The sequence below is a fragment of the Serinicoccus sediminis genome, from assembly GCF_004153545.1.
In the GTDB taxonomy this organism is placed as follows: domain Bacteria; phylum Actinomycetota; class Actinomycetes; order Actinomycetales; family Dermatophilaceae; genus Ornithinicoccus; species Ornithinicoccus sediminis_A.
The window spans coordinates 104,999-123,275 of the sequence record NZ_SDVA01000001.1 but is presented as its reverse complement, the minus strand read 5'-3'; the positions used below and the strand labels follow the sequence as shown (position 1 = coordinate 123,275).

Annotated in this window: 23 protein-coding genes; 18 read left to right on the top strand and 5 right to left on the bottom strand. The window is 72.9% G+C overall.

Translation table 11 applies throughout. The annotated features are described in order from the left end of the window. Positions 1-2 precede the first annotated feature (2 nt). Genes kdpA through EUS26_RS00530 form a run of 5 tightly spaced genes read left to right on the top strand, consistent with a single transcriptional unit; the run spans position 3 to position 7,751 of the window. Entirely contained in the window at positions 3-1,676 is a 1,674-nt protein-coding gene (gene kdpA, locus EUS26_RS00550; protein ID WP_130011230.1) for a potassium-transporting ATPase subunit KdpA, read from the top strand. Then, entirely contained in the window at positions 1,673-3,829 is a 2,157-nt protein-coding gene (gene kdpB / locus EUS26_RS00545; protein ID WP_130011229.1) for a potassium-transporting ATPase subunit KdpB, read from the top strand. Before kdpA ends, kdpB begins: the two co-directional genes overlap by 4 nt. A gap of 26 nt (positions 3,830-3,855) precedes the next feature. Further along, positions 3,856-4,485 (top strand): potassium-transporting ATPase subunit KdpC, encoded by a 630-nt coding sequence (kdpC, locus tag EUS26_RS00540; RefSeq protein WP_130011228.1) that lies wholly within the window; start codon positions 3,856-3,858, stop codon positions 4,483-4,485. Between the two features lie 51 nt (positions 4,486-4,536). Further along, complete coding sequence (locus EUS26_RS00535) at positions 4,537-7,038, top strand: DUF4118 domain-containing protein (RefSeq protein WP_130011227.1); 2,502 nt, start codon at positions 4,537-4,539, stop codon at positions 7,036-7,038. Next, entirely contained in the window at positions 7,035-7,751 is a 717-nt protein-coding gene (locus EUS26_RS00530) for a response regulator (protein ID WP_130011226.1), read from the top strand. The genes EUS26_RS00535 and EUS26_RS00530 overlap by 4 nt, the downstream gene beginning before the upstream one ends. A gap of 10 nt (positions 7,752-7,761) precedes the next feature. Here EUS26_RS00530 and EUS26_RS00525 read toward each other — a convergent pair whose 3' ends face one another. After that, positions 7,762-8,154, bottom strand: a complete 393-nt coding sequence (locus tag EUS26_RS00525; RefSeq protein WP_130011225.1) for a nuclear transport factor 2 family protein — start codon at positions 8,152-8,154, stop codon at positions 7,762-7,764. A 208-nt stretch (positions 8,155-8,362) separates the two neighbouring features. Next, positions 8,363-9,049, bottom strand: a complete 687-nt coding sequence (locus EUS26_RS00520) for a phosphatase PAP2 family protein (RefSeq protein ID WP_238148746.1) — start codon at positions 9,047-9,049, stop codon at positions 8,363-8,365. 224 nt (positions 9,050-9,273) lie between these two features. On the opposite strand from EUS26_RS00520, the gene EUS26_RS00515 reads away from it, so the two are divergent. Next, positions 9,274-9,804, top strand: a complete 531-nt coding sequence (locus tag EUS26_RS00515) for a hypothetical protein (RefSeq protein ID WP_130011224.1) — start codon at positions 9,274-9,276, stop codon at positions 9,802-9,804. 194 nt (positions 9,805-9,998) lie between these two features. Here the strand turns inward: EUS26_RS00515 and EUS26_RS00510 are convergent, their stop codons facing one another. After that, positions 9,999-10,802, bottom strand: coding sequence for a LamG domain-containing protein (locus EUS26_RS00510; protein WP_130011223.1), 804 nt, complete (start codon positions 10,800-10,802; stop codon positions 9,999-10,001). A 263-nt stretch (positions 10,803-11,065) separates the two neighbouring features. On the opposite strand from EUS26_RS00510, the gene EUS26_RS00505 reads away from it, so the two are divergent. The 3 genes from EUS26_RS00505 to EUS26_RS00495 all read left to right on the top strand — a co-directional run bounded on the left by EUS26_RS00505 (position 11,066) and on the right by EUS26_RS00495 (position 13,477). Then, positions 11,066-11,470: a PH domain-containing protein gene (locus EUS26_RS00505; protein WP_165368452.1), complete on the top strand. Its 405-nt coding sequence runs from the start codon at positions 11,066-11,068 to the stop codon at positions 11,468-11,470. Between the two features lie 117 nt (positions 11,471-11,587). Then, positions 11,588-12,580: a DUF389 domain-containing protein gene (locus EUS26_RS00500; RefSeq protein WP_202864992.1), complete on the top strand. Its 993-nt coding sequence runs from the start codon at positions 11,588-11,590 to the stop codon at positions 12,578-12,580. 51 nt (positions 12,581-12,631) lie between these two features. Next, positions 12,632-13,477, top strand: a complete 846-nt coding sequence (locus tag EUS26_RS00495; protein WP_165368451.1) for an alpha/beta hydrolase — start codon at positions 12,632-12,634, stop codon at positions 13,475-13,477. Between the two features lie 31 nt (positions 13,478-13,508). On the opposite strand, the gene EUS26_RS00490 is transcribed toward EUS26_RS00495, so the two are convergent. Next, the gene (locus tag EUS26_RS00490; RefSeq protein WP_130011221.1) at positions 13,509-13,997 is read right to left on the bottom strand and encodes a hypothetical protein; all 489 of its coding nucleotides are present in this window, start codon (positions 13,995-13,997) and stop codon (positions 13,509-13,511) included. Next, the gene (locus EUS26_RS00485) at positions 13,988-14,575 is read right to left on the bottom strand and encodes an RNA polymerase sigma factor (RefSeq protein WP_238148745.1); all 588 of its coding nucleotides are present in this window, start codon (positions 14,573-14,575) and stop codon (positions 13,988-13,990) included. Before EUS26_RS00485 ends, EUS26_RS00490 begins: the two co-directional genes overlap by 10 nt. Before the next feature lie 136 nt (positions 14,576-14,711). Between EUS26_RS00485 and EUS26_RS00480 the strand changes: the two genes are divergently transcribed. The 9 genes from EUS26_RS00480 (at position 14,712) to EUS26_RS00435 (ending at position 18,270) form a co-directional block, all read left to right on the top strand. Next, positions 14,712-15,170 carry an Asp23/Gls24 family envelope stress response protein gene (locus tag EUS26_RS00480; RefSeq protein WP_130011220.1) on the top strand — a complete coding sequence of 153 codons (459 nt, stop codon included), beginning with the start codon at positions 14,712-14,714 and terminating at the stop codon, positions 15,168-15,170. Further along, on the top strand, positions 15,160-15,447 hold the full coding sequence (locus tag EUS26_RS00475; protein ID WP_130011219.1) for a hypothetical protein: 288 nt from the start codon (positions 15,160-15,162) through the stop codon (positions 15,445-15,447). The genes EUS26_RS00480 and EUS26_RS00475 overlap by 11 nt, the downstream gene beginning before the upstream one ends. 111 nt (positions 15,448-15,558) lie before the next feature. Then, entirely contained in the window at positions 15,559-15,735 is a 177-nt protein-coding gene (locus EUS26_RS00465) for a DUF2273 domain-containing protein (RefSeq protein WP_130011218.1), read from the top strand. Then, positions 15,728-16,108 (top strand): Asp23/Gls24 family envelope stress response protein, encoded by a 381-nt coding sequence (locus tag EUS26_RS00460; RefSeq protein ID WP_130011217.1) that lies wholly within the window; start codon positions 15,728-15,730, stop codon positions 16,106-16,108. Before EUS26_RS00465 ends, EUS26_RS00460 begins: the two co-directional genes overlap by 8 nt. Beyond that, positions 16,105-16,629: a DUF6286 domain-containing protein gene (locus EUS26_RS00455; protein WP_130011216.1), complete on the top strand. Its 525-nt coding sequence runs from the start codon at positions 16,105-16,107 to the stop codon at positions 16,627-16,629. Before EUS26_RS00460 ends, EUS26_RS00455 begins: the two co-directional genes overlap by 4 nt. Further along, the gene (locus tag EUS26_RS00450) at positions 16,626-17,210 is read left to right on the top strand and encodes a hypothetical protein (RefSeq protein WP_130011215.1); all 585 of its coding nucleotides are present in this window, start codon (positions 16,626-16,628) and stop codon (positions 17,208-17,210) included. Before EUS26_RS00455 ends, EUS26_RS00450 begins: the two co-directional genes overlap by 4 nt. A 42-nt stretch (positions 17,211-17,252) precedes the next feature. Next, positions 17,253-17,426: a CsbD family protein gene (locus tag EUS26_RS00445; protein WP_130011576.1), complete on the top strand. Its 174-nt coding sequence runs from the start codon at positions 17,253-17,255 to the stop codon at positions 17,424-17,426. Between the two features lie 140 nt (positions 17,427-17,566). Continuing rightward, positions 17,567-17,959 (top strand): hypothetical protein, encoded by a 393-nt coding sequence (locus EUS26_RS00440; RefSeq protein ID WP_130011214.1) that lies wholly within the window; start codon positions 17,567-17,569, stop codon positions 17,957-17,959. An 86-nt stretch (positions 17,960-18,045) separates the two neighbouring features. Beyond that, on the top strand, positions 18,046-18,270 hold the full coding sequence (locus EUS26_RS00435; protein WP_130011213.1) for a hypothetical protein: 225 nt from the start codon (positions 18,046-18,048) through the stop codon (positions 18,268-18,270). Positions 18,271-18,277: the final 7 nt, after the last annotated feature.

The following is an 18,277-nucleotide window of genomic DNA, read 5'->3' as shown; positions in this document are numbered from 1 at the left end:
GTATGGGACTCGTGGACACCGTGCTTCCCGCCCTGGCTCAGGTCGGGCTGCTCGTCGCGCTGCTCGCCCTGGCCCACCGACCCTTCGGGGCCTACATGGCCGCCGTCTACACGACGACCCGCCGCGGACGCGTCGAGTCGGCGTGGTACCGCGCGACCGGGGTCGACCCGGACGTCGACCAGCGGTGGAGCAGCTACCTCGTCAGCCTGCTGGGCTTCTCCTGCGTCTCGGTCCTGGGGCTGTACGCGCTCGGTCGCCTGCAGGGCGCGCTGCCCCTCAGCCTGGGCCTGCCGGGCGCCGACCCGGCAGGCGCCTGGAACTTCGCCGTGAGCTTCACCACGAACACCAACTGGCAGTGGTACTCCGGGGAGTCGACGGCAGGGCACCTGCTGCAGATGGCCGGCTTCACCGTCCAGAACTTCGTCTCCGCAGCCGTCGGTTTGGCCGTGGCCGTCGCCCTGGTGCGCGGTTTCGCGCGCTCTCGCGGTGACGGGCGCATCGGCAACTTCTGGGTCGACCTGACCCGGGGGGTCACCCGGATCCTGCTGCCCATCTCCTTCCTCGCCGCCCTCGTGCTCATGGCCGGCGGTGTCATCCAGACCTTCGACCCGCACACCGCCACCACGACCCTGACCGGCGGCACCCAGCACCTGCTCGGCGGCCCCGTGGCGTCCCAGGAGGCCATCAAGGAGCTCGGGACCAACGGTGGCGGCTTCTTCAACGCCAACTCCTCGCACCCGTTCGAGAACCCCAACGCGGTGACCAACCTGCTGGAGATCTTCCTGCTGCTGCTCATCCCCTCGGCGTTGCCGCGCACCTTCGGGCTGATGGTCGATGACCGCCGGCAGGGCTGGGCCATCCTCGGCGTCATGGGCGGCCTGTGGGCGGCGCTCGTCCTGGCCACCACCTGGGCCGAGCTGGCCGGCGCCGGCAGCGCGCCGCAGGCCGCGGGGGCCGCGATGGAGGGCAAGGAGGTCCGTTTCGGCCTCGCGACCAGCGCCCTGTTCGCCGCGTCGACGACGGCCACCTCCACGGGCGCGGTGAACTCCATGCACGACTCGTTCACCGGTGCCGGGGGAGGGACGGTGCTCTTCGCGATGCTGCTCGGCGAGGTCGTGCCGGGCGGCGTCGGGGCCGGCCTCTACGGGATGCTCATGCTCGCCGTGGTGGCGGTCTTCCTCGCCGGCCTCATGGTCGGCCGCACCCCGGAGTACCTCGGCAAGAAGATCGGTCAGCGCGAGATCACCCTGGTCGCCCTCTACGTGCTGGTGACCCCCTCACTGGTCCTCGTCGGGACCGCGCTGTCGGTCGTCCTCGCGCCCGGGCTCGACGGCATACAGGAGCCGGGGCCGCACGGTCTGAGCGAGGTGATGTATGCCTTCGCCTCCGCGGCGAACAACAACGGCTCAGCGTTCGCCGGCCTCAGCACCGGCACCCCGTACTACAACATCCTGCTCGGCCTGGCCATGCTGCTGGGCCGCTTCGTGCCCATCGCGCTGGTCCTGGCGCTCGCCGGGAGGCTGGCCGCGCAGCCCAGCCTCCCGGCCTCCGCCGGCACCCTCCCGACCCACCGGCCGACCTTCGTCGCCCTGCTGGGCTCGACCGTGCTCGTGGTGGCCGGCCTCACCTTCATCCCCGCCCTCTCCCTCGGACCCATCGCGGAGGCCCTCTCATGACCCTGCTCCGGACACCCCCCACCCGCACCCCTGGGACGGGGCAGCCGCACCCGGACCGGACCCATACGCACGCCACGACCCCGCGGGGCATCAGCCTCGCCCAGCTGCGCGCCGCGCTGCCGGGCGCCGTCCGCAAGCTGGACCCTCGGCAGCTCACCGCCTCGCCGGTCATCTTCCTCGTCGAGGTCGGCGCGGTCCTCACCACGGTGCTCTCGGTGCTCCGCCCGAGCGCGTTCTCCTGGTGGGTCACGGTGTGGCTGTGGGCCACGGTCCTCTTCGCCACCCTCGCCGAGTCCGTCGCCGAGTCGCGGGGCAAGGCCCAGGCCTCCAGCCTGCGCAGGACCCAGCAGGAGACCGAGGCGCGGCGGCTCGTGGCACCGACCGGCACGCTCCCCGGCGGGTGGACCGCCGAGAGCCTGGACACGGTGACCGTGCCCTCCTCGCAGCTCGTCGTCGGGGACGTCGTGGTCGTCGTCGCCGGTGAGGTGATCCCCGGCGACGGGGACGTCGTGGACGGCGTCGCGACGGTGGACGAGTCGGCGATCACCGGGGAGTCGGCGCCGGTCCTGCGCGAGTCGGGTGGCGACCGCAGCGCGGTCACCGGAGGCACGACCGTGCTCTCCGACCAGATCGCCGTGCGCATCACCGCCCCGCCCGGTTCCACCTTCGTCGACCGGATGATCGCCCTCGTGGAGGGCAGCGAGCGGCAGCGCACCCCCAACGAGATCGCCCTCAACGTCCTCCTCACCAGCCTGACGCTCGTCTTCCTGCTGGCCGTGGCGACGCTGCAGCCGTTCGCGGTCTACTCCGGCTCTCGGCAGTCCTTGGTCGTGCTGGTCGCGCTCCTGGTCTGCCTCATCCCCACGACCATCGGGGCCCTGCTGTCCGCGATCGGCATCGCCGGCATGGACCGGCTGGTGCAGCACAACGTGCTGGCCATGTCCGGTCGGGCCGTGGAGGCCGCGGGCGACGTCGACGTCCTGCTGCTCGACAAGACCGGCACGATCACCCTGGGCAACCGCCAGGCCACCGAGCTGCTGTCCCTCCCCGGGACCGACGACGAGGAGCTCGCCCACGCCGCGCGACTGTCCTCGCTCGGTGACCAGACACCCGAGGGTCGCAGCATCGTCGACCTGGTCGACAGCCAGCTCGGTGACCGAGCCGTGCTCCCCGACGGCGCGCAGCTCGTCGAGTTCTCGGCCGTGACCCGGATGTCCGGCGTCGACGTCCTCCGCGACGGGGTGCCCTGCCGGGTGCGCAAGGGTGCGGCCAGCGCGGTCCTGCGGTGGGTCCAGGACACCGGCTCCCGACCCGGCACGGACACCGACCCCGCCGTGACCAGGAAGGTGGACACGGTGTCCCGGGCCGGTGGCACGCCCCTGGTCGTGGCCGAGCAGACGGGGGATGGTCCGGCGAGGGTCCTCGGCGTCATCCACCTCAAGGACGTGGTCAAACCCGGTGTGCGCGAACGGTTCGCGGAGATGCGGGCCATGGGCATCCGGACCGTCATGGTCACCGGCGACAACGAGGTGACCGCCCGCGCGATCGCCACGGAGGCCGGTGTGGACGACGTCCTCGCGGAGGCGACCCCCCAGGACAAGCTCGCCTTCATCCGCCGTGAGCAGGAGGGCGGGCGGCTGGTCGCGATGGCTGGTGACGGGACGAACGACGCACCGGCGCTGGCGCAGGCCGACGTCGGGGTGGCGATGGGCAGCGGCACGGCCGCCGCGAAGGAGGCGGGCAACATGGTCGACCTCGACTCCGACCCCACCAAGCTGCTCGACATCGTCCGCATCGGCAAGCAGCTCCTCATCACCCGCGGGGCGCTGACCACCTTCTCGGTCGCCAACGACGTCGCGAAGTACTTCGCCATCCTCCCGGCCATGTTCGTGGTGGTGGCGCCGCAGATGGATGCTCTCAACATCATGCGGCTGTCGAGTCCTGAGTCGGCCGTCGTCTCGGCGGTCATCTTCAACGCCGTGGTCATCCTCGCCCTCGTCCCGCTCGCCCTGCGCGGTGTCCGCTACCGGGCCGAGTCTGCCCAGTCCCTGCTGAGCCGCAACCTGCTCGTCTACGGCGTCGGCGGTCTGGTGACCCCGTTCGTCGGGGTCAAGCTCATCGACCTGCTCGTCTCCCTCCTCCCGGGCTTCTGAGCCCCCTCCCGAAAGGTCCCCACACCATGCCCTCCACCACCACGACCGCACGTGGCGCCGTGGCTTTCGCACGCCATACCCTGTCCGGCCTCCAGATGCTCATCGCGTTCACCGTGGTCCTCGGTCTCCTCTACCCGGTGGCGGTGACGGCCGTCGGCCAGCTGGCGATGCCGTGGCAGGCGAACGGCTCCCTGGTGCGGGCCGACGGCTCCCGGGCGGAGGGGCGTGAGGACGGCGAGGTGGTGGGGTCGCTCCTGATGGCCCAGGGCTTCGAGGGACCGGAGTGGTTCCACCCCCGCCCGTCCGCGGCGGACTACGACACCCTCGCCTCGGGCGGCAGCAACCTCGGGCCGGAGAGTCCGGAGCTGGTGGCGGCCATCGAGGAGCGGCGGGCGAGCGTCGCCGCCGACAACGGCGTCCCGGTCAGCGCGGTCCCCGCGGACGCCGTCACCGCCTCGTCCTCCGGGCTGGACCCGCACATCAGCCCCGCCTACGCCCGCCTCCAGGTGGAGCGCGTCGCCTCGGCCCGCGGGCTGCCGGTCGAGCAGGTCGAGGCCCTCGTGCGGGAGCACAGCGCGGCCCGGGCCCTGGGCGTCCTGGGCGACCCGCGCGTCCACGTCCTGTCCCTCAACCTCGAGCTCGACGCCCTCGGCTGAGCCGCCGCGGCCGGCTTGGCCCGCCAGCACCCCGGAAGCGAGAATGCCCGCATGCACCGCCCGCCACGACGTGGCCGTCTGACCGTCTACCTCGGGGCCGCGCCCGGGGTGGGCAAGACGTACGCCATGCTCGACGAGGCGGCCCGCCGCCGCGCCCGGGGCAAGGACGTCGTCGTCGGGCTGGTGGAGACCCACGGCCGGGCAGGGACGGCGGCCAAGCTCGCCGACCTCGAGGTCGTGCCCCGCCGCACCGTGCAGCACCGGGGCGCCACCCTGACCGAGCTCGACGTCGAAGCGGTGCTGCGCCGCGCGCCCGAGGTGGCCCTCGTCGACGAGCTGGCGCACACCAACGCACCGGGGTCCCGGCACGCGCAGCGGTGGGGCGACGTGCACGACCTGCTCGAGGCGGGGATCGACGTGGTCACCACGGTCAACGTGCAGCACCTGCAGTCGCTGACCGCTGACGTCGAGGCCATCACCGGCGTGCGCCAGCGGGAGACCGTCCCCGACCACGTCGTGAGGGAGGCCCACCAGATTCAGCTCGTCGACCTGTCCCCGGAGCAGCTGCGGCGCAGACTGGCCCACGGCAACGTCTACCGTGCGGAGCAGATCGACGCCTCGCTCTCGTCCTACTTCCGGGTGGGCAACCTCACCGCCCTGCGCGAGCTGGCCCTGCTCTGGCTCGCGGACCGGGTGGACGACGCCCTGACGCGCTACCGCGCCGACCACGAGATCTCCGGCACCTGGCCGGCCCGGGAACGGGTCGTCGTGGCCATCACCGGTGGCCGGGAGTCGGAGACCCTGCTGCGTCGCGCCGCGCGGATCGCCCAACGGGCCTCGGGATCGGAGCTGCTCGCCGTGCACGTGCTGCCCACGGACGACCTGCCCACCACGTCCTCGGCCACCGTGGCCGAGCTGCGCGCCCTGACCGCCTCGCTCGACGGCACCTTCCACACGGTGGTGGGCCAGGACGTCGCCACGGCGGTCGTGGACTTCGCCCGGGGGGTGAACGCCACGATGATCGTGGTGGGGGTCTCCCGGCACAGCCTGTGGCGCCAGGCGCTCCTGGGGTCGGCCAGCTCCGACATCGCCCGGCTCTCCGAGGCCATCGACGTGCACATGGTCACCCACGACGAGGCCGGGACCGGCCGGGCCCTCGGGCCGCGGTCCTCACCGCTCAGCTCGCGCCGCCGTGTGCTCGGATGGGTCTGCGGCGTCGTGCTGCCGTCCGTCGTCACCGCCTTCTTCCTGCTCGTGGGCCAGGACGAGGAGAACCTCGCCAGCCACCTCATGGTCTACCTGACCGGGGTGGTCGCCGTCGCCCTCGTCGGGGGTATGTGGCCGGCGCTCGCCGCGGCGGTGCTCTCCTTCGGCATCCTCAACTGGTTCTTCACCGAGCCGACCGGACGGCTGACCATCGACCAGCCGGCGGACCTCCTCGCCCTCGTGGTCTTCGCCGTGGTCGCGGTGGCGGTGGCCTCGGTCGTCGACCTGGCAGCGCGACGCGCGGGGCAGGCCTACCAGGCCCGGGCGGAGGCGTCGTCGCTCTCCGCGCTCGCCCGCTCGGTGCTGTCGGGGGAGGACACGGCGGCCGCCATCGTGGACCGGATCGGCGAGACCTTCGCGGTGCGCGAGGTCCACCTGCAGTCCCGGGCGGCCGGGTCGCCGGGCTGGGAGGGGGTCGCGAGCTCGGTCCGGTCGGGTCCGGGCGACGTCGAGACCGAGGTCTCCATCGACGACGACCACCGGTTGCTGCTGACCGGCCGTGCGCTGCCGGCCAGTGACCGGCAGGCGCTGGAGGCCTTCGCCGCCCAGGCGGCCATCGTCCTGGAGCGCCGTCAGCTGCAGGAGCGGGACGCCACGGCGCGCGCTCTGGAGCGGGCCGAGTCGACCCGCACCGCGCTCCTGGCGGCCGTGTCGCACGACCTGCGCACCCCCCTGTCGGTGACCCGGGCGGCGGTGGACGGCCTCGCCGCCGGCCCGGCGCTGCGCGCGGAGGACCGGGACTCCCTGGTGGCGACGATCTCGGAGTCGACGAGCCGTCTCGAGCGTCTGATCGGGGACCTGCTCGACCTCTCGAGGCTGCAGACCGGCGCCGTCAGGCCCGTCCTGACGGACGTGTCGCTGGAGGAGGTGCTGCCGGTCGCGGTCGAGCCGTGGCTCGCCGACCTGCGGTTCGAGGTGGCCGAGGACCTGCCCCTCGTCCGCACGGACCCCGGTCTGCTCGAACGGGTGGTGGCCAACGTCGTGTCCAACGCCGTCCGTCACGGGACAGCGGACGAGCCGGTGCTGGTCACCGCCTCGGCCACCGCGAGGGAGGTCGAGGTCCGGGTGGTCGACCGCGGGCCGGGGGTGCCGGAGGACCGACGGGCCGTCATGTTCGAGCCGTTCCAGCGTCTCGGCACCGAGGGCGGGCTGGGGCTGGGGCTGGCCGTGGTCGACGGTCTGGCCACCGCCATCGGTGCTCGCGTCGAGCCCGAGGACACCCCGGGCGGGGGCCTCACCATGACGGTGACCCTGCCACGCTCCCTACCCCACCAGGGGGACGCATGAGCTCCGTGAGCGAGCGGCCCGAACCGGCCGGCACCGGCAACACGGTGCTGGTCGTCGATGACGACGCCGGGCTGGCACGCGCCCTCGCCATCAACCTCAGGGTCCAGGGGTGGCGGGTGAGCACCGCCTCGTCCGGTCGGGCGGCCTTGGAGGCCGCGGCGGGGGAGCACCCCGACGTGGTCGTCCTCGACCTGGGCCTGCCGGACATGTCGGGGCTCGACGTCATCGCGGGCATCCGGGGCTGGAGCACGGTGCCCATCGTCGTGCTGTCGGCGCGGCATCTCGGGGATGACAAGGTGGACGCGCTGGACGCGGGCGCCGACGACTACGTGACCAAACCCTTCGCGATGAACGAGCTGCTGGCTCGTCTGCGCGCGGCGGTGCGCAGGGCGACGCCTGGCGACGTCGACGAACCGGTCGTCGAGGCAGGGGACATCCGCATCGACCTCGCGCGGCGGGTGGTGACCAAGCGGGGGGAGGAGGTCCGGCTGAGCCCCACCGAGTGGGCGTTGCTGGATGTCCTGGTCCGGCACCGGGGCCGCCTGGTGGGGCGGCAGACCCTGCTCCGGGAGGTCTGGGGTCCCGCCTACTCCACGGAGACCCACTACCTGCGCGTCTACACCGCCCACCTGCGGCGCAAGCTCGAGGACGACCCCTCACACCCGAGGCACCTGCTGACCCACCCGGGTGCGGGCTACCGGTTCGAGCCGTGAGCCCCGTCGTCTACGGCCTCTGGTCGGCCGGGTCGGCGGCATCGTCGTCGGCAGGCCCGAAGGCAGCGGCGAGCACCTGCCAGCGGCCGTCCGCCCACACCCACAGGCGGGTGTAGCGGAACCGCACGGCCGCCGGTATGCCGTCCTGCACCGCCTCGATGTCGGCGACGGTGCGCGTCACCCCGGTGGTTCCGTCCTGCTGGACGTCCACCGAGCGCTCGACGAGGGACACGATGCGCAGGGCCCCCGACCGGTGGGTCTCGAGGTCGTCCTCTTTGGTGAAGGTCGACCCGTCCGGCCCCATCGCGACGACGTCGGTATGCAGCAGCTGGTCCAGGGCCGCGACGTCGCCGGCGCGCTGGGCGGCCTGGAGACGGCGCTCCGCGGCCAGGAGGTCTTCCATGCGGGTGACGATGTCACCTGGGCTCACCGACTGCAACGTCGCCACCTCCTCGACGTCCAGCTGATCCGCACCAGTGTGAGGGTCTGTCCTGGACGGAGGATGCCAGTCGGCCCGTGTGGTGGTCGCCTGGTCGTGCGCACTGGTGGCCCTCCAGGGGCCACAGCCGCACACGGACAATGCTGGCCTTCGAAACATCTCCCGTTCGCACTCAGCGAGAGTGCTGTCGCTCGGGTTCAGGGGAGCCGGCGTCCGGGACGATGCGATCCCGCGCGATCGGCCTCCAGAAGGGGGCCGCGAGCAGGAGCGCCACGGCGCTCCCGATCAGGACCCCGCCCACCGTGTCGGACAGCCAGTGCGCGTGCAGGTAGGTGCGGCTCAGGGCCATGAGCACGACCGCGACGGCGCCCACCACGCGCACCCAGAGCGCGGCGAACAGCAGCGCCGCCACGACGGCGAGGGTGGCCGCGTTGGCGGCGTGGCCCGAGGGGAAGGACCCCTCGTCCACGACGACGAGGAGGCCGTCGGGACGCGCCCTGCCGAAGACGTGCTTGAGGACCTGCACCAGGACGGCGCTCACGACCAGTGCGACGAGCAGGTATGCCGCGGACCAGCGCCGTCCGGAGACGATCAGGGCCAGGGCCGCCCCGAGAGGTATGACGTACACGCCGACGACGCCCGCGCCCAGCCAGTCGAGGACCAGCGACGTCGTGAGCAGCGCGGGGACCCGATCGCCGGAGACCACGCTGTCCCACCACAGGTCCACGGGCAGCGGACCGGCCTGCACGGACGTCCACCACCCGAGGCCGCAGCCGAGCGCGATGAGGGTCACCGCGACGGTGACCATGGCCGTCCGCGGGTGCCTGGTGCCGAGGCCGACCTCAGCCGTCGCCGTCACGCCCGCCGTCCCTGTCGTCCTCGTCGCATCCGGTCCATTCTGCCCACCCGCTCCCGGACGCACCCTCCGGGACGGCGCGGCATACACGTGGACGGTGGCGACTCGGGTTGCCAGGCCCGGCCGGCTGCCTAGGGTCGAGGGGTGAGGACACAGCGGGGAGAAAGTCGGTCCGGCCGTGCGCGTGGGCTCAGCCCGCGGGACCCAGCGCGACAGGAGGGGCGATCATGACGTCGTCAGGACAGCGGGCGGAGGACCTGCCCGAGCGGGAGCTGCTGCAGATCTACCTGGAGGACCACCTGACGGGTGCCACGGGGATGGTGCAGCGGCTCACGATGATGCACCAGAACTACGGCGACCTGCCGGTCGCCGGGGAGATCGCCCAGCTGCTGCAGGAGGTGAGCGAGGACCGCAGCCGACTCTCGGAGGTCATCAGGTCGCTGGGCCTGCAGCGCAGCGGCGCCAAGCTGCTGCTGGCCCGCACCGGGGAGCTGGCCGGGCGGCTCAAGACGAACGGCCGCCTCCGGCGGCGCTCACCGCTGACGCCCCTCCTGGAGCTCGAGCTGGTCCAGTCGGGCATCAGCGGCAAATCCGGGTTGTGGCGCTCGCTGACCGTCCATGCCGACAGCCTGGGTCTGGACGCCGAGGAGTTCAGGAGTCTGGAGGAGCGGGCCTACCGGCAGCTGGACGACGTCGTCGCCGCCCACCGCCGGCTCACCCGCGAGGCGTTCGGGGCAGACAGCCCGGCCGCAGGCTAAGTGACGGCCGCCACCGGTCGTGATCCGGTCCGGCCCGCCCATGGTTCGCCCGGTCGAGATGGTTTCACCCACCTCGGACGTCGTCGTCCTCGGCCTGTGTGCGGTCGTGGCCCCTCAAGGGCCACCACCGCACACGGACCCAGCCCTTCGAGCACCTACCGGGCGCCTCCGCGCCCGGACGGGCCGGCCAGCGGTCAGGCCGGGGTGAACCCGAAGCCGGTGACGGTGACCTCGAAGGGCGCGGTCGCGGTCTCGTCGTCCTCGTTGGCCGAGGTCACCCACAGGTTGACGTGCACGCGCTCGGCAGCCGGGACCGGCAGGGCCGAGCTGTCCACGCGGGAGGAGGCGATGAGCGTGGTCGCGGCGGTGGCACCGGCATACGTCGCGAAGGACACCGAGCCCGGCCCCCACGTCATCGTCGACCGCAAGACCCGCAGGCCCGTGGGCAGGGACTCGTTGTGGCTGAGCACGTTGGTCGGTCCCGGCAGCCAGTAGCCGGCCGTCAGCCGCGGGGCGATGCCCGGGACGCCCCAGGCCGAGATCTCGCCGGCGTCGATCTCGTTGTGGCTCGCGTCCCACGGCTGGGTCGAGTCGTAGGTGAAGAGGTTGCCCCACACCACCGACTGCGACACCACGTCGAAGTCGGCCCGGAAGTCGAGCGAGTAGCTGCCGTAGCCCCAGCCGGTTCGCGTCGACAGCAGCTCGGCCGCCACCGGTGACCCACCCGGGTTGGTCAGCCGCAGCGTCACCGTGCCGTCGCCGTTGAGCACGACGTTGTCGCCGGACCACTGGCCGTTGTAGTGCGGTGCACCCGGCCAGGTGCGGCGCAGCCAGTTGTAGCCGCTGAAGGAGAGGTCGCCCGCAGGCCCCGGGTCGGTGGGCGACGGGGTCGGGGTGGGGCTCTCCTTCACGCCGCCGTGCCCGTTGCGGTGATGGGCGGGCAGGACCATCGGCGCCAGGCCGGCAGCCTGCAGCAGGGTTCGGCGGGAGGGGGCCATCTCGTCCTCATCTCTGCCCTGGGGCGGTGGACCCCCGACGACGGGGTGGCGGCGCAGCTGCTCGACCTGAGGGCGGTCTCGGAGGCAGCAGCACGACCAGAGAAGTGTTTCTGCCACCGCTCGGCACGACAAGTAGTTGACGGGTAAAGGTTTGTCCAAGAAATGCGTCTATTCATGACAGCCGGACGGTAGCGTCTGGTCGATGTGCCACCGCCGACCAGGTTGTCGGGCCCGTCGGTGGACTGGAGGAGGGGAGGTGGACGGTGAGCGACGTGGGTGACGGCGCGCAGGTATGGCGTCAGCTGGGCCGCGGGTGGACGCGTCTCCTGTGGGGGTTGCTCGTGGTCGCGGTGGTGTTCTTCGTCGTCGCCCTCGCGACGGAGGTCCACTGGGGCACGCGGGTCTCCACCGTCTGCAACATCGTGGTGGCCTCCTGCTGGTTGATCGTGGCGCGGAGTCGCACGGTCGTCGACGGCGAGGGGATCGTCGTCCGACAGCTGCGCGAGCGGCGCATCCCGTGGAGCGAGGTCGCGGCGACCCAGGCCGCCGGTGACCGGGTCCTGGGCACGGCCCGGGTCAGGCTGCGGGACGGTGGTGTGGTCGGTCTTCCGGGGGTGCGGGGCAAGGACCTCGACCGGCTCGGGGAGATCCGTCGCGACGGGCCTTGACCCGGCCACGCACCCATCACACGTCAGCCGGGTGAGCGCCGCCTCGCGTTCCCGACGAGTCGGTACACCTCACCCCGAGGGGTGGACGGGTGCGCCGGACCGGTCCAGACTTCGGGCATGAGGCAGGCGCTGGCCGTCACGGCCGAGGACATCGACCGCATCACCGGACGGCTCTTCCTGACCCTGGGGGACCGGTTCCGCAACCTCACGGCCTTCTGGGTGCTGCTCGTGCTCGCCGGCGTCATCGCCTCGGCCGGCGTGGTGGCCGACTCCACCGCGACCGTCATCGGCGCCATGATCGTCGCGCCGCTCATGACCCCGATCCTGGGCACGGCGGTGGCGGTCGTGCTGGCCGACCGCCGGCAGCTCGTGGTCAACATCCTCACGGTCCTCGGGGCCTCCCTCGCCGTCGTGGTCATCGGTTATCTGGTGGGCCTGGTCGTCCTGACCGACGTGGTCGCGGCGACCAACAGCCAGGTCTCCGGACGGGTGAGCCCCCGCCTCATCGACCTCCTCGCAGCGATCGCCACGGGGATGGTCGGCGCGTTCGCACTCGTCCGGTCCGACGTCTCGGACACGCTGCCCGGCGTGGCCATCGCCATCTCGCTCGTCCCGCCGCTGGCCGTCGTCGGGCTGACCCTGGAGTCGGGGGCGCCCGGGGAGGCCGCCGGGGCGCTGCTCCTCTTCGGCACCAACGTCGCCGCGATCATCGCGACGGGCACGCTGGTGATGCTCCTGGCCGGGGTGCGCCAAGCGGCCATGGAGGCAGGGGTGGCCGTCGCTCGGCTGGGGAGCCGGTCGCTGACCGCCGTGGCGGTCTCGCTGCTGCTCGTGGCCATACCCCTGGGCCTCGGCTCCTACGCCGTCATCCAGGAGCAGCGCCTCATCTCCGCGGCGCAGCCGGTGGCCGACGCCTGGGCGCAGGAGTCCGGGTGGCGGGTCTCGCAGATCTCCCTGCAGGGGTCGACGCTGCGGATCGTCGTCATCGGGGACCCACCGCGGCCGGGTGCCGAGCAGCTGCGGGAGGCGCTGGACGAGGCTCGGCTCGCCGGTGTCGACGTCGAGCTGACGCTCGTGGTCGGGGGCTCCCAGCGCCTCGACGGGGAGTGAGACGCCACCCCTCGACGCGACCGGCGGCGTCTCGCCGGTCATCATGGCCTCATGCCCTCGACGCGACGCCGCCAGAGATGGGTGCGTCGGCTCGTGCGGGTCGGGGTCGCCCTCCTCGCGGTCGTGGCGGTGGTGCTCGTGTCGGTATGGGGTCTGCAGCGCTTCCTCATCTACTTCCCCGACCGCTCACCGGTGCCGCCGGCGTCCGAGGTGCTGCCCGGGGCACGCGACGTCACGGCGACGACCGCAGACGGCCTCGAGCTCGGTGCGTGGCTCGTGCCGGCGGACCCGTCGGCGGACCGTGACCTGGCGGTGCTCTTCGCCCACGGCAACGGGGGCAACAGGGAGGGGCGCGCCGACGTGGCCCGGGGCCTGCGCGAGCAGGGCTTCACCGTGCTGCTCATGGACTACCGCGGCTACGGCGGCAACCCTGGCCGCCCCTCCGAGGAGGGCCTGGCGCTCGACGCGCTCGCCATGTCGGACCTGCTGACCCAGGAGGGGTACCCGCCGGACCGGGTGGTCTACGTCGGCGAGTCGCTGGGCACCGGGGTGGTCGCGCGCCTGGCGGAGGAGCGCCCACCGCGCGCGATGCTCCTGCGCTCGCCCTTCACGAACCTGGTGGACGTGGGCCGCGCGCAGTACCCGATCCTGCCGGTCGGGGTGCTGCTGCGGGACCGCTACGAGGTGCTCGCCCGGGTGGCGGACGCGACGGTGCCCGTCACCGTCGTCCGCGCCGAGCAGGACTTCATCGTGCCCAGCGAGCTGAGTGCCCGCGTGGCCGCTGCCGCCCCCACCCTCGTCGAGGAGGTCGTGCTCCGCGGGGTCGGCCACAACGACCCGGAGATGACCGGGGCTCCGCTCGTGGACGCCGTGGTGCGGCTGGCGGAGGCGGTCTGACGGCACCCTCGTGCGTCGGGACGCGGCGGGATCAGTCGGCGCCCAGCCTCGCGTCGTCGTCGTGGAGGTCGGTGATGGTGATGGACACGTCGGTGTCCGGGTCCAGGTCGGGCAGCGGGCCGAGCTGCTCGTCCAGCACCCTCAGCGTCTCGCTGCGCGCCCAGGAGCCGACCTCCTGCAGGTCCTGGGCGTAGGTCGCGACCAGCTGCAGGTCGAGGCGCTCGAGGTGGTCGTCCACGACGCGCAGGTCGATGTCCTTGGGCTCGACCTGCCCGGTCGTGAGGGCCCGGCGCAGCGCATCACGCACCACCCGGCTCGACACGTAGGTGCGCGATCCCAGGCCGTCCCGGTCGGGTCGGCCCTCGGCGTCCGTCGCCAGCACCCGCGCCGCCGGCCACGAGATGCCCCGCACCCGCGTCATGATCGACTCCGAGAGCTCGAGCCACCGGGGCTCCTGCGCCTCCTCCTGACGCAGCGCTCTCGCGGCCCGCTCCAGCGGGTCGGAGGGTTCTAGCGCCATCGCGACATCCTCTCCGCAAGCGTGGTCCGTCCTCGGTGCAGCTGACCCCTCACGCTACCCACAGGCAGCCCGAGCGTCTCACCGATGTCCTGGTACGACATACCCTCCACCTCGCGCAGCAGCCAGCAGGCCCGCTGCGTCTCGGGGAGCCCGGCGAGGGCACGACGCAGGTCGGCCAGCAGCTCGCGGCTCTCCGCCTGGCGGACCGGGTCACCCGAGACGTCCGCGACCACCTCGGCGAAGACCTCGTCGACGACGGGCACCGGACGTCTGACCCGGTGGTGGTCCATCGCCCGGCGGTGGACCAGCCGGTAGAGCCACGTCTTGAGGGAGGAGTCGCCGCGGAAGGACGGCAGGTTCTTCCAGGCCGACACGAAGGCCTCCTGCAGCACGTCCCCGGCGTCCTGCTCCTGCCCGACCAGGCTGCGGGCATACCGGAACATCCCCGGGCCGTAGCGGTCCACGATCTGCGCAAAAGCCCCCTGGTCACCCAGACGGGCGGCGCGCAGCAGGGTGCCGTCAGTCACGGGGCCGTCCGGTGCCGGCGCGTCCTCGAGGAGGTCCGCGGAGCTGCTCACGCGATCATCATGCGCTGCCGGGCCGCCGGCGGCGCGTCGAGACAGGGTGATGCACGTCACAGTCTCCCAGCCGTGACATCTCGCGGTCTGGACCCGACCAAGCAGTGTCAGTCCCCGAGACGAAAGGGTCACACGAATGACCGAGCAGAAGCAGTCCACCGGCAACGAGCTCAGCACCACCCGCTCCGACGGTCCCCTGGTGACCGACCACGGACGCACGTCCATCGCGGACACCGTGGTCGCCAAGATCGCCGGCATCGCCACCCGCGAGGTGAGCGGGGTGCACGACCTCGGCGGCGGCGCCGCCCGCGTGGTCGGCGCGGTACGCGAGCGCATCCCCGGCTCGAGCACCAACATGAGCCAGGGTGTCGCGGTCGAGGTGGGCGAGCGCCAGACGGCGATCGACATCGACCTGGTCACGGAGTACGGCGTGTCCATCGCCGACCTGGCTGCCGGTGTCCGCAGCAACGTGACGTCCTCCGTGGAGCGGATGACCGGGCTCGAGGTCACCGAGGTCAACATCAGCGTGCACGACGTCTACCTGCCCGGCGACGACGCCGACGACGCCGAGCCGCGGGAGAGCCGTGTCGAGTGACACGCCGGACCCGGCCCTGGCCGAGCTGGTGGGCGAGCGCGTCCTGACCGTGCCCGGGGTGCACGACCTGCACCCCGGGGTCATGGGCGAGATCGCCACCTACCTGCCCGGCCGGCGGGTCGCCGGGGTCCGGCTCACCCAGGACACCTGCGAGGTGCACGTGGTCCTGGACTGGGCGGCCCCGGTCGCGGGCACCACCGACGCCGTGCGCGCTGCGGTGCGCCCCCTCGTCGAGGGCCCCGTGGACGTCGTCGTCGAGGACGTCGCCGCCCCCTGAGACACCCGGCCGGTCGCGGAGGTCCGGTCCGTGCCCGAGGCACCTCCGCGCCCCATCCACCCACCTGTCCGGCTCCCGACGCACGGGAGCCGGTGACGAAGGAGATGTGCCATGAACGCTTCCACCATCGGCCTGATGGCCGGCCTGCTGCTCGCCCTGACCGGCATCCTGGGCGGACTCGGCGGGTTCCTGCTGGCCCTCGTGCTGGGCGGGGTCGGGTATGCCGTCGCCGGCCAGGCGTCGGGGGAGATCGACCTGACCGCCCTGCTGCGCGGTCGCCGTGGCTGACGGCACTGCCGCGACCCGCACCGAGCAGGACCGGGTCGCCGGCACCCTGACGGTCGCCCACCGGGTGGTCCGCAAGGTGTGCGAGGAGACCGCCCGCCACGTCCCGGGAGTCACGACGCGCGCCGGCGCCCTCGACTCCCTGCGCGGCGTGGGCAGCCCGCACGCCGACGTCCGGATGACCGGACTGAGCGCGCACGTCCACCTGACGGTCGACGTGACCTGGCCGTGCGCCCTCGCCGAGGTCGCCGCGCGGGTGCGTGACACCGTCCGCGTGGAGACCTCGCGCCTCACGGGCATCGACGTCCACACCGTCGACGTGGAGGCCCGAGCCGTCGCACCCGCCCCGGGTGCCCGAGAGAGGAGAGTGTCGTGAGGACGCCGCGTCGCCGCCCTGTCGCGATCTGGCCCGCCCTGCTGCTGGCCCTGGGTCTCGTGGCCCTGGGCGTCGCCTCCGTGCGCGACCTGCTGGTCACGCAGGGATGGCTCGTCGGGTCACCCTGGCTGACCCCCGCCCTGTCCGCCTCGTTCACCCTCACCCCTGACGCGCTCACGCTCGCCGTGGGAGTCGCCGCCGTGGTGCTCGGTCTGGTCCTGCTGGTGCTCGGAGTCCGTCCGGGTACCCGCACCCACCGTCGGGCACCGGGTGAGGTGGAGGTCTGGGCCTCCCCGGAGGCCATCACCCACCTGGCCCGTGAGGCGGCCGAGCGCACCGACGGCGTGTCCGCCGTGGAACGCGCCTGGCCCTCCCGGTCCGGCGTGCGGCTGACCGTGCGGACGCCCATGGAGGACGCCCGCGACCATCTGACCACCTCGGTGACCGAGTCGATAGGCCAGCGCCTGGACGGCGTCGCCTCCCCGAAGGTCACCGTCACCGTGAAGGAGCCCGCCCGATGAGCCGACGACTGGCCGCCCTCGACCGAGCCCTCGTGCTGCTGCTCGCCGTCGTCCTGCTCGCCGTCGGCCTGCTGGCCCTGGAGTGGCGACTACGGCTGGTCTCGCAGGACTACCCCGACGAGATCGACGTGCCCGGGCTGGGCCGGGTGGCCGAGGCCGCCTGGTGGCCGTGGGCGGTCGCCGCGGCTGGTCTCCTGCTCGGCGTCCTCGGCCTGGTGTGGCTGGTGAGCCATCTCGCGCGCCGGTCGGTGCCGGACCTGGGGCTGCCGCAGAGCCGTGCCGACGGCCGGCTGCGGGTCGACCTCTCCAGCCTGGGCGACGTCGTCGCCCACCAGCTGGGCGCCGCTGCTCCCCTGGACCACGTCCGGGCCAGGGCGGTCGGCACCCAGGACCACCCCGTCCTCCAGCTGCGGGCCGACCTGGCGCCGGGGGCGCGCGGCACCGACATCAGGGACGCGGCCGCCCAGAGCGCTGCCGACCTGCGCCGCGCTCTACCCGACACCGACGTGCGCCTCCAGCTGCTGGTGGACGCACCCCGGCGCCGTCCGCTGCGGCGCACCACGGCGACGCGGGTGCAGTAAGGCGCCCGCGCCATGAAGGAACCCATCGAGAAGGAGATGCACATGTCACTCGCCGACAAGGCCAAGAACGCCACGCAGGACCTGGCCGGGAAGGCCAAGGAGGCCGCCGGCAAGGCGACCGACGACGAGCGGCTCGAGGCCGAGGGCCGTCAGGACCAGACGGCGGCCGACGCCAAGCAGGCCGTGGAGAAGGCCAAGGACACGTTCCGCAACTGAGCCCGGCGACCGCCGACACCCCTGGCGCAGACCAGGGGTGTCGGCGTGTCCGGACCACTCCGAGCCCGCCGACGGGCACGGGCCGGTCCTGCACCCGGGAGGCGCCCAGCGCCTAGTCTGGGCGGCATGGGACGTGCCGCATGACCTGGACCCGCCACCGCCCCAAGGCGCTGTCCTGGGCGCTGCTGCTCGCGTTCGTCCTCGTCGTCGGCTTCACCATCGCCCGGTACGCCGGGGGAGGAGTGGCCCTCGGTGACGACCTCCTGGGCCTGGCCGTGCGGCTGGCCGTGCTCGCCCTCATCGTCCTGGCCTACCTGCGGACCGGTGGGAGCACCTCGGCCTCCCGGGAGGGCCTCGTCGTCCACAACGGGATCCGCGCCACCCAGGTCCCCACCGAGGCGATCCGCACCGTCCAGGAGGACCCGCGCCGCGGCGGGGTCGTCGCCCTCCTCACGACCGGGCAGGGCGTCGAGCTCCCGGGGGTGCCGATCACCGACGTGCGCCAGGTGCGGCGCGCGCTCAAGGGACGCTGACGGCATACCCCGTGGTCGTTCATCCTGCGCACCTCGCCACGGTGACCCACGATGGAAGACCCAGCCCCACAACACCGAGGAGATCCATGATCACCACACTCTCGTCCGCAGGGCTCCGGTCCGACCACCTCTACACGGCCGGGTTCGCCTCGATCGGCCTGTCCTTCGTGAGCCACTTCCTCTCGCGTGGCAAGAAGGGCGACAGCAAGGCTCAGGCGGACCGCTGGGGCCTGTTCGTCGGCGAGTGGGCGCCGACCTTCTTCGCGCTCGGCGTCGCCCTCAAGCTCGAGGAGTCGACCACCGTCCTCTGAGGACACC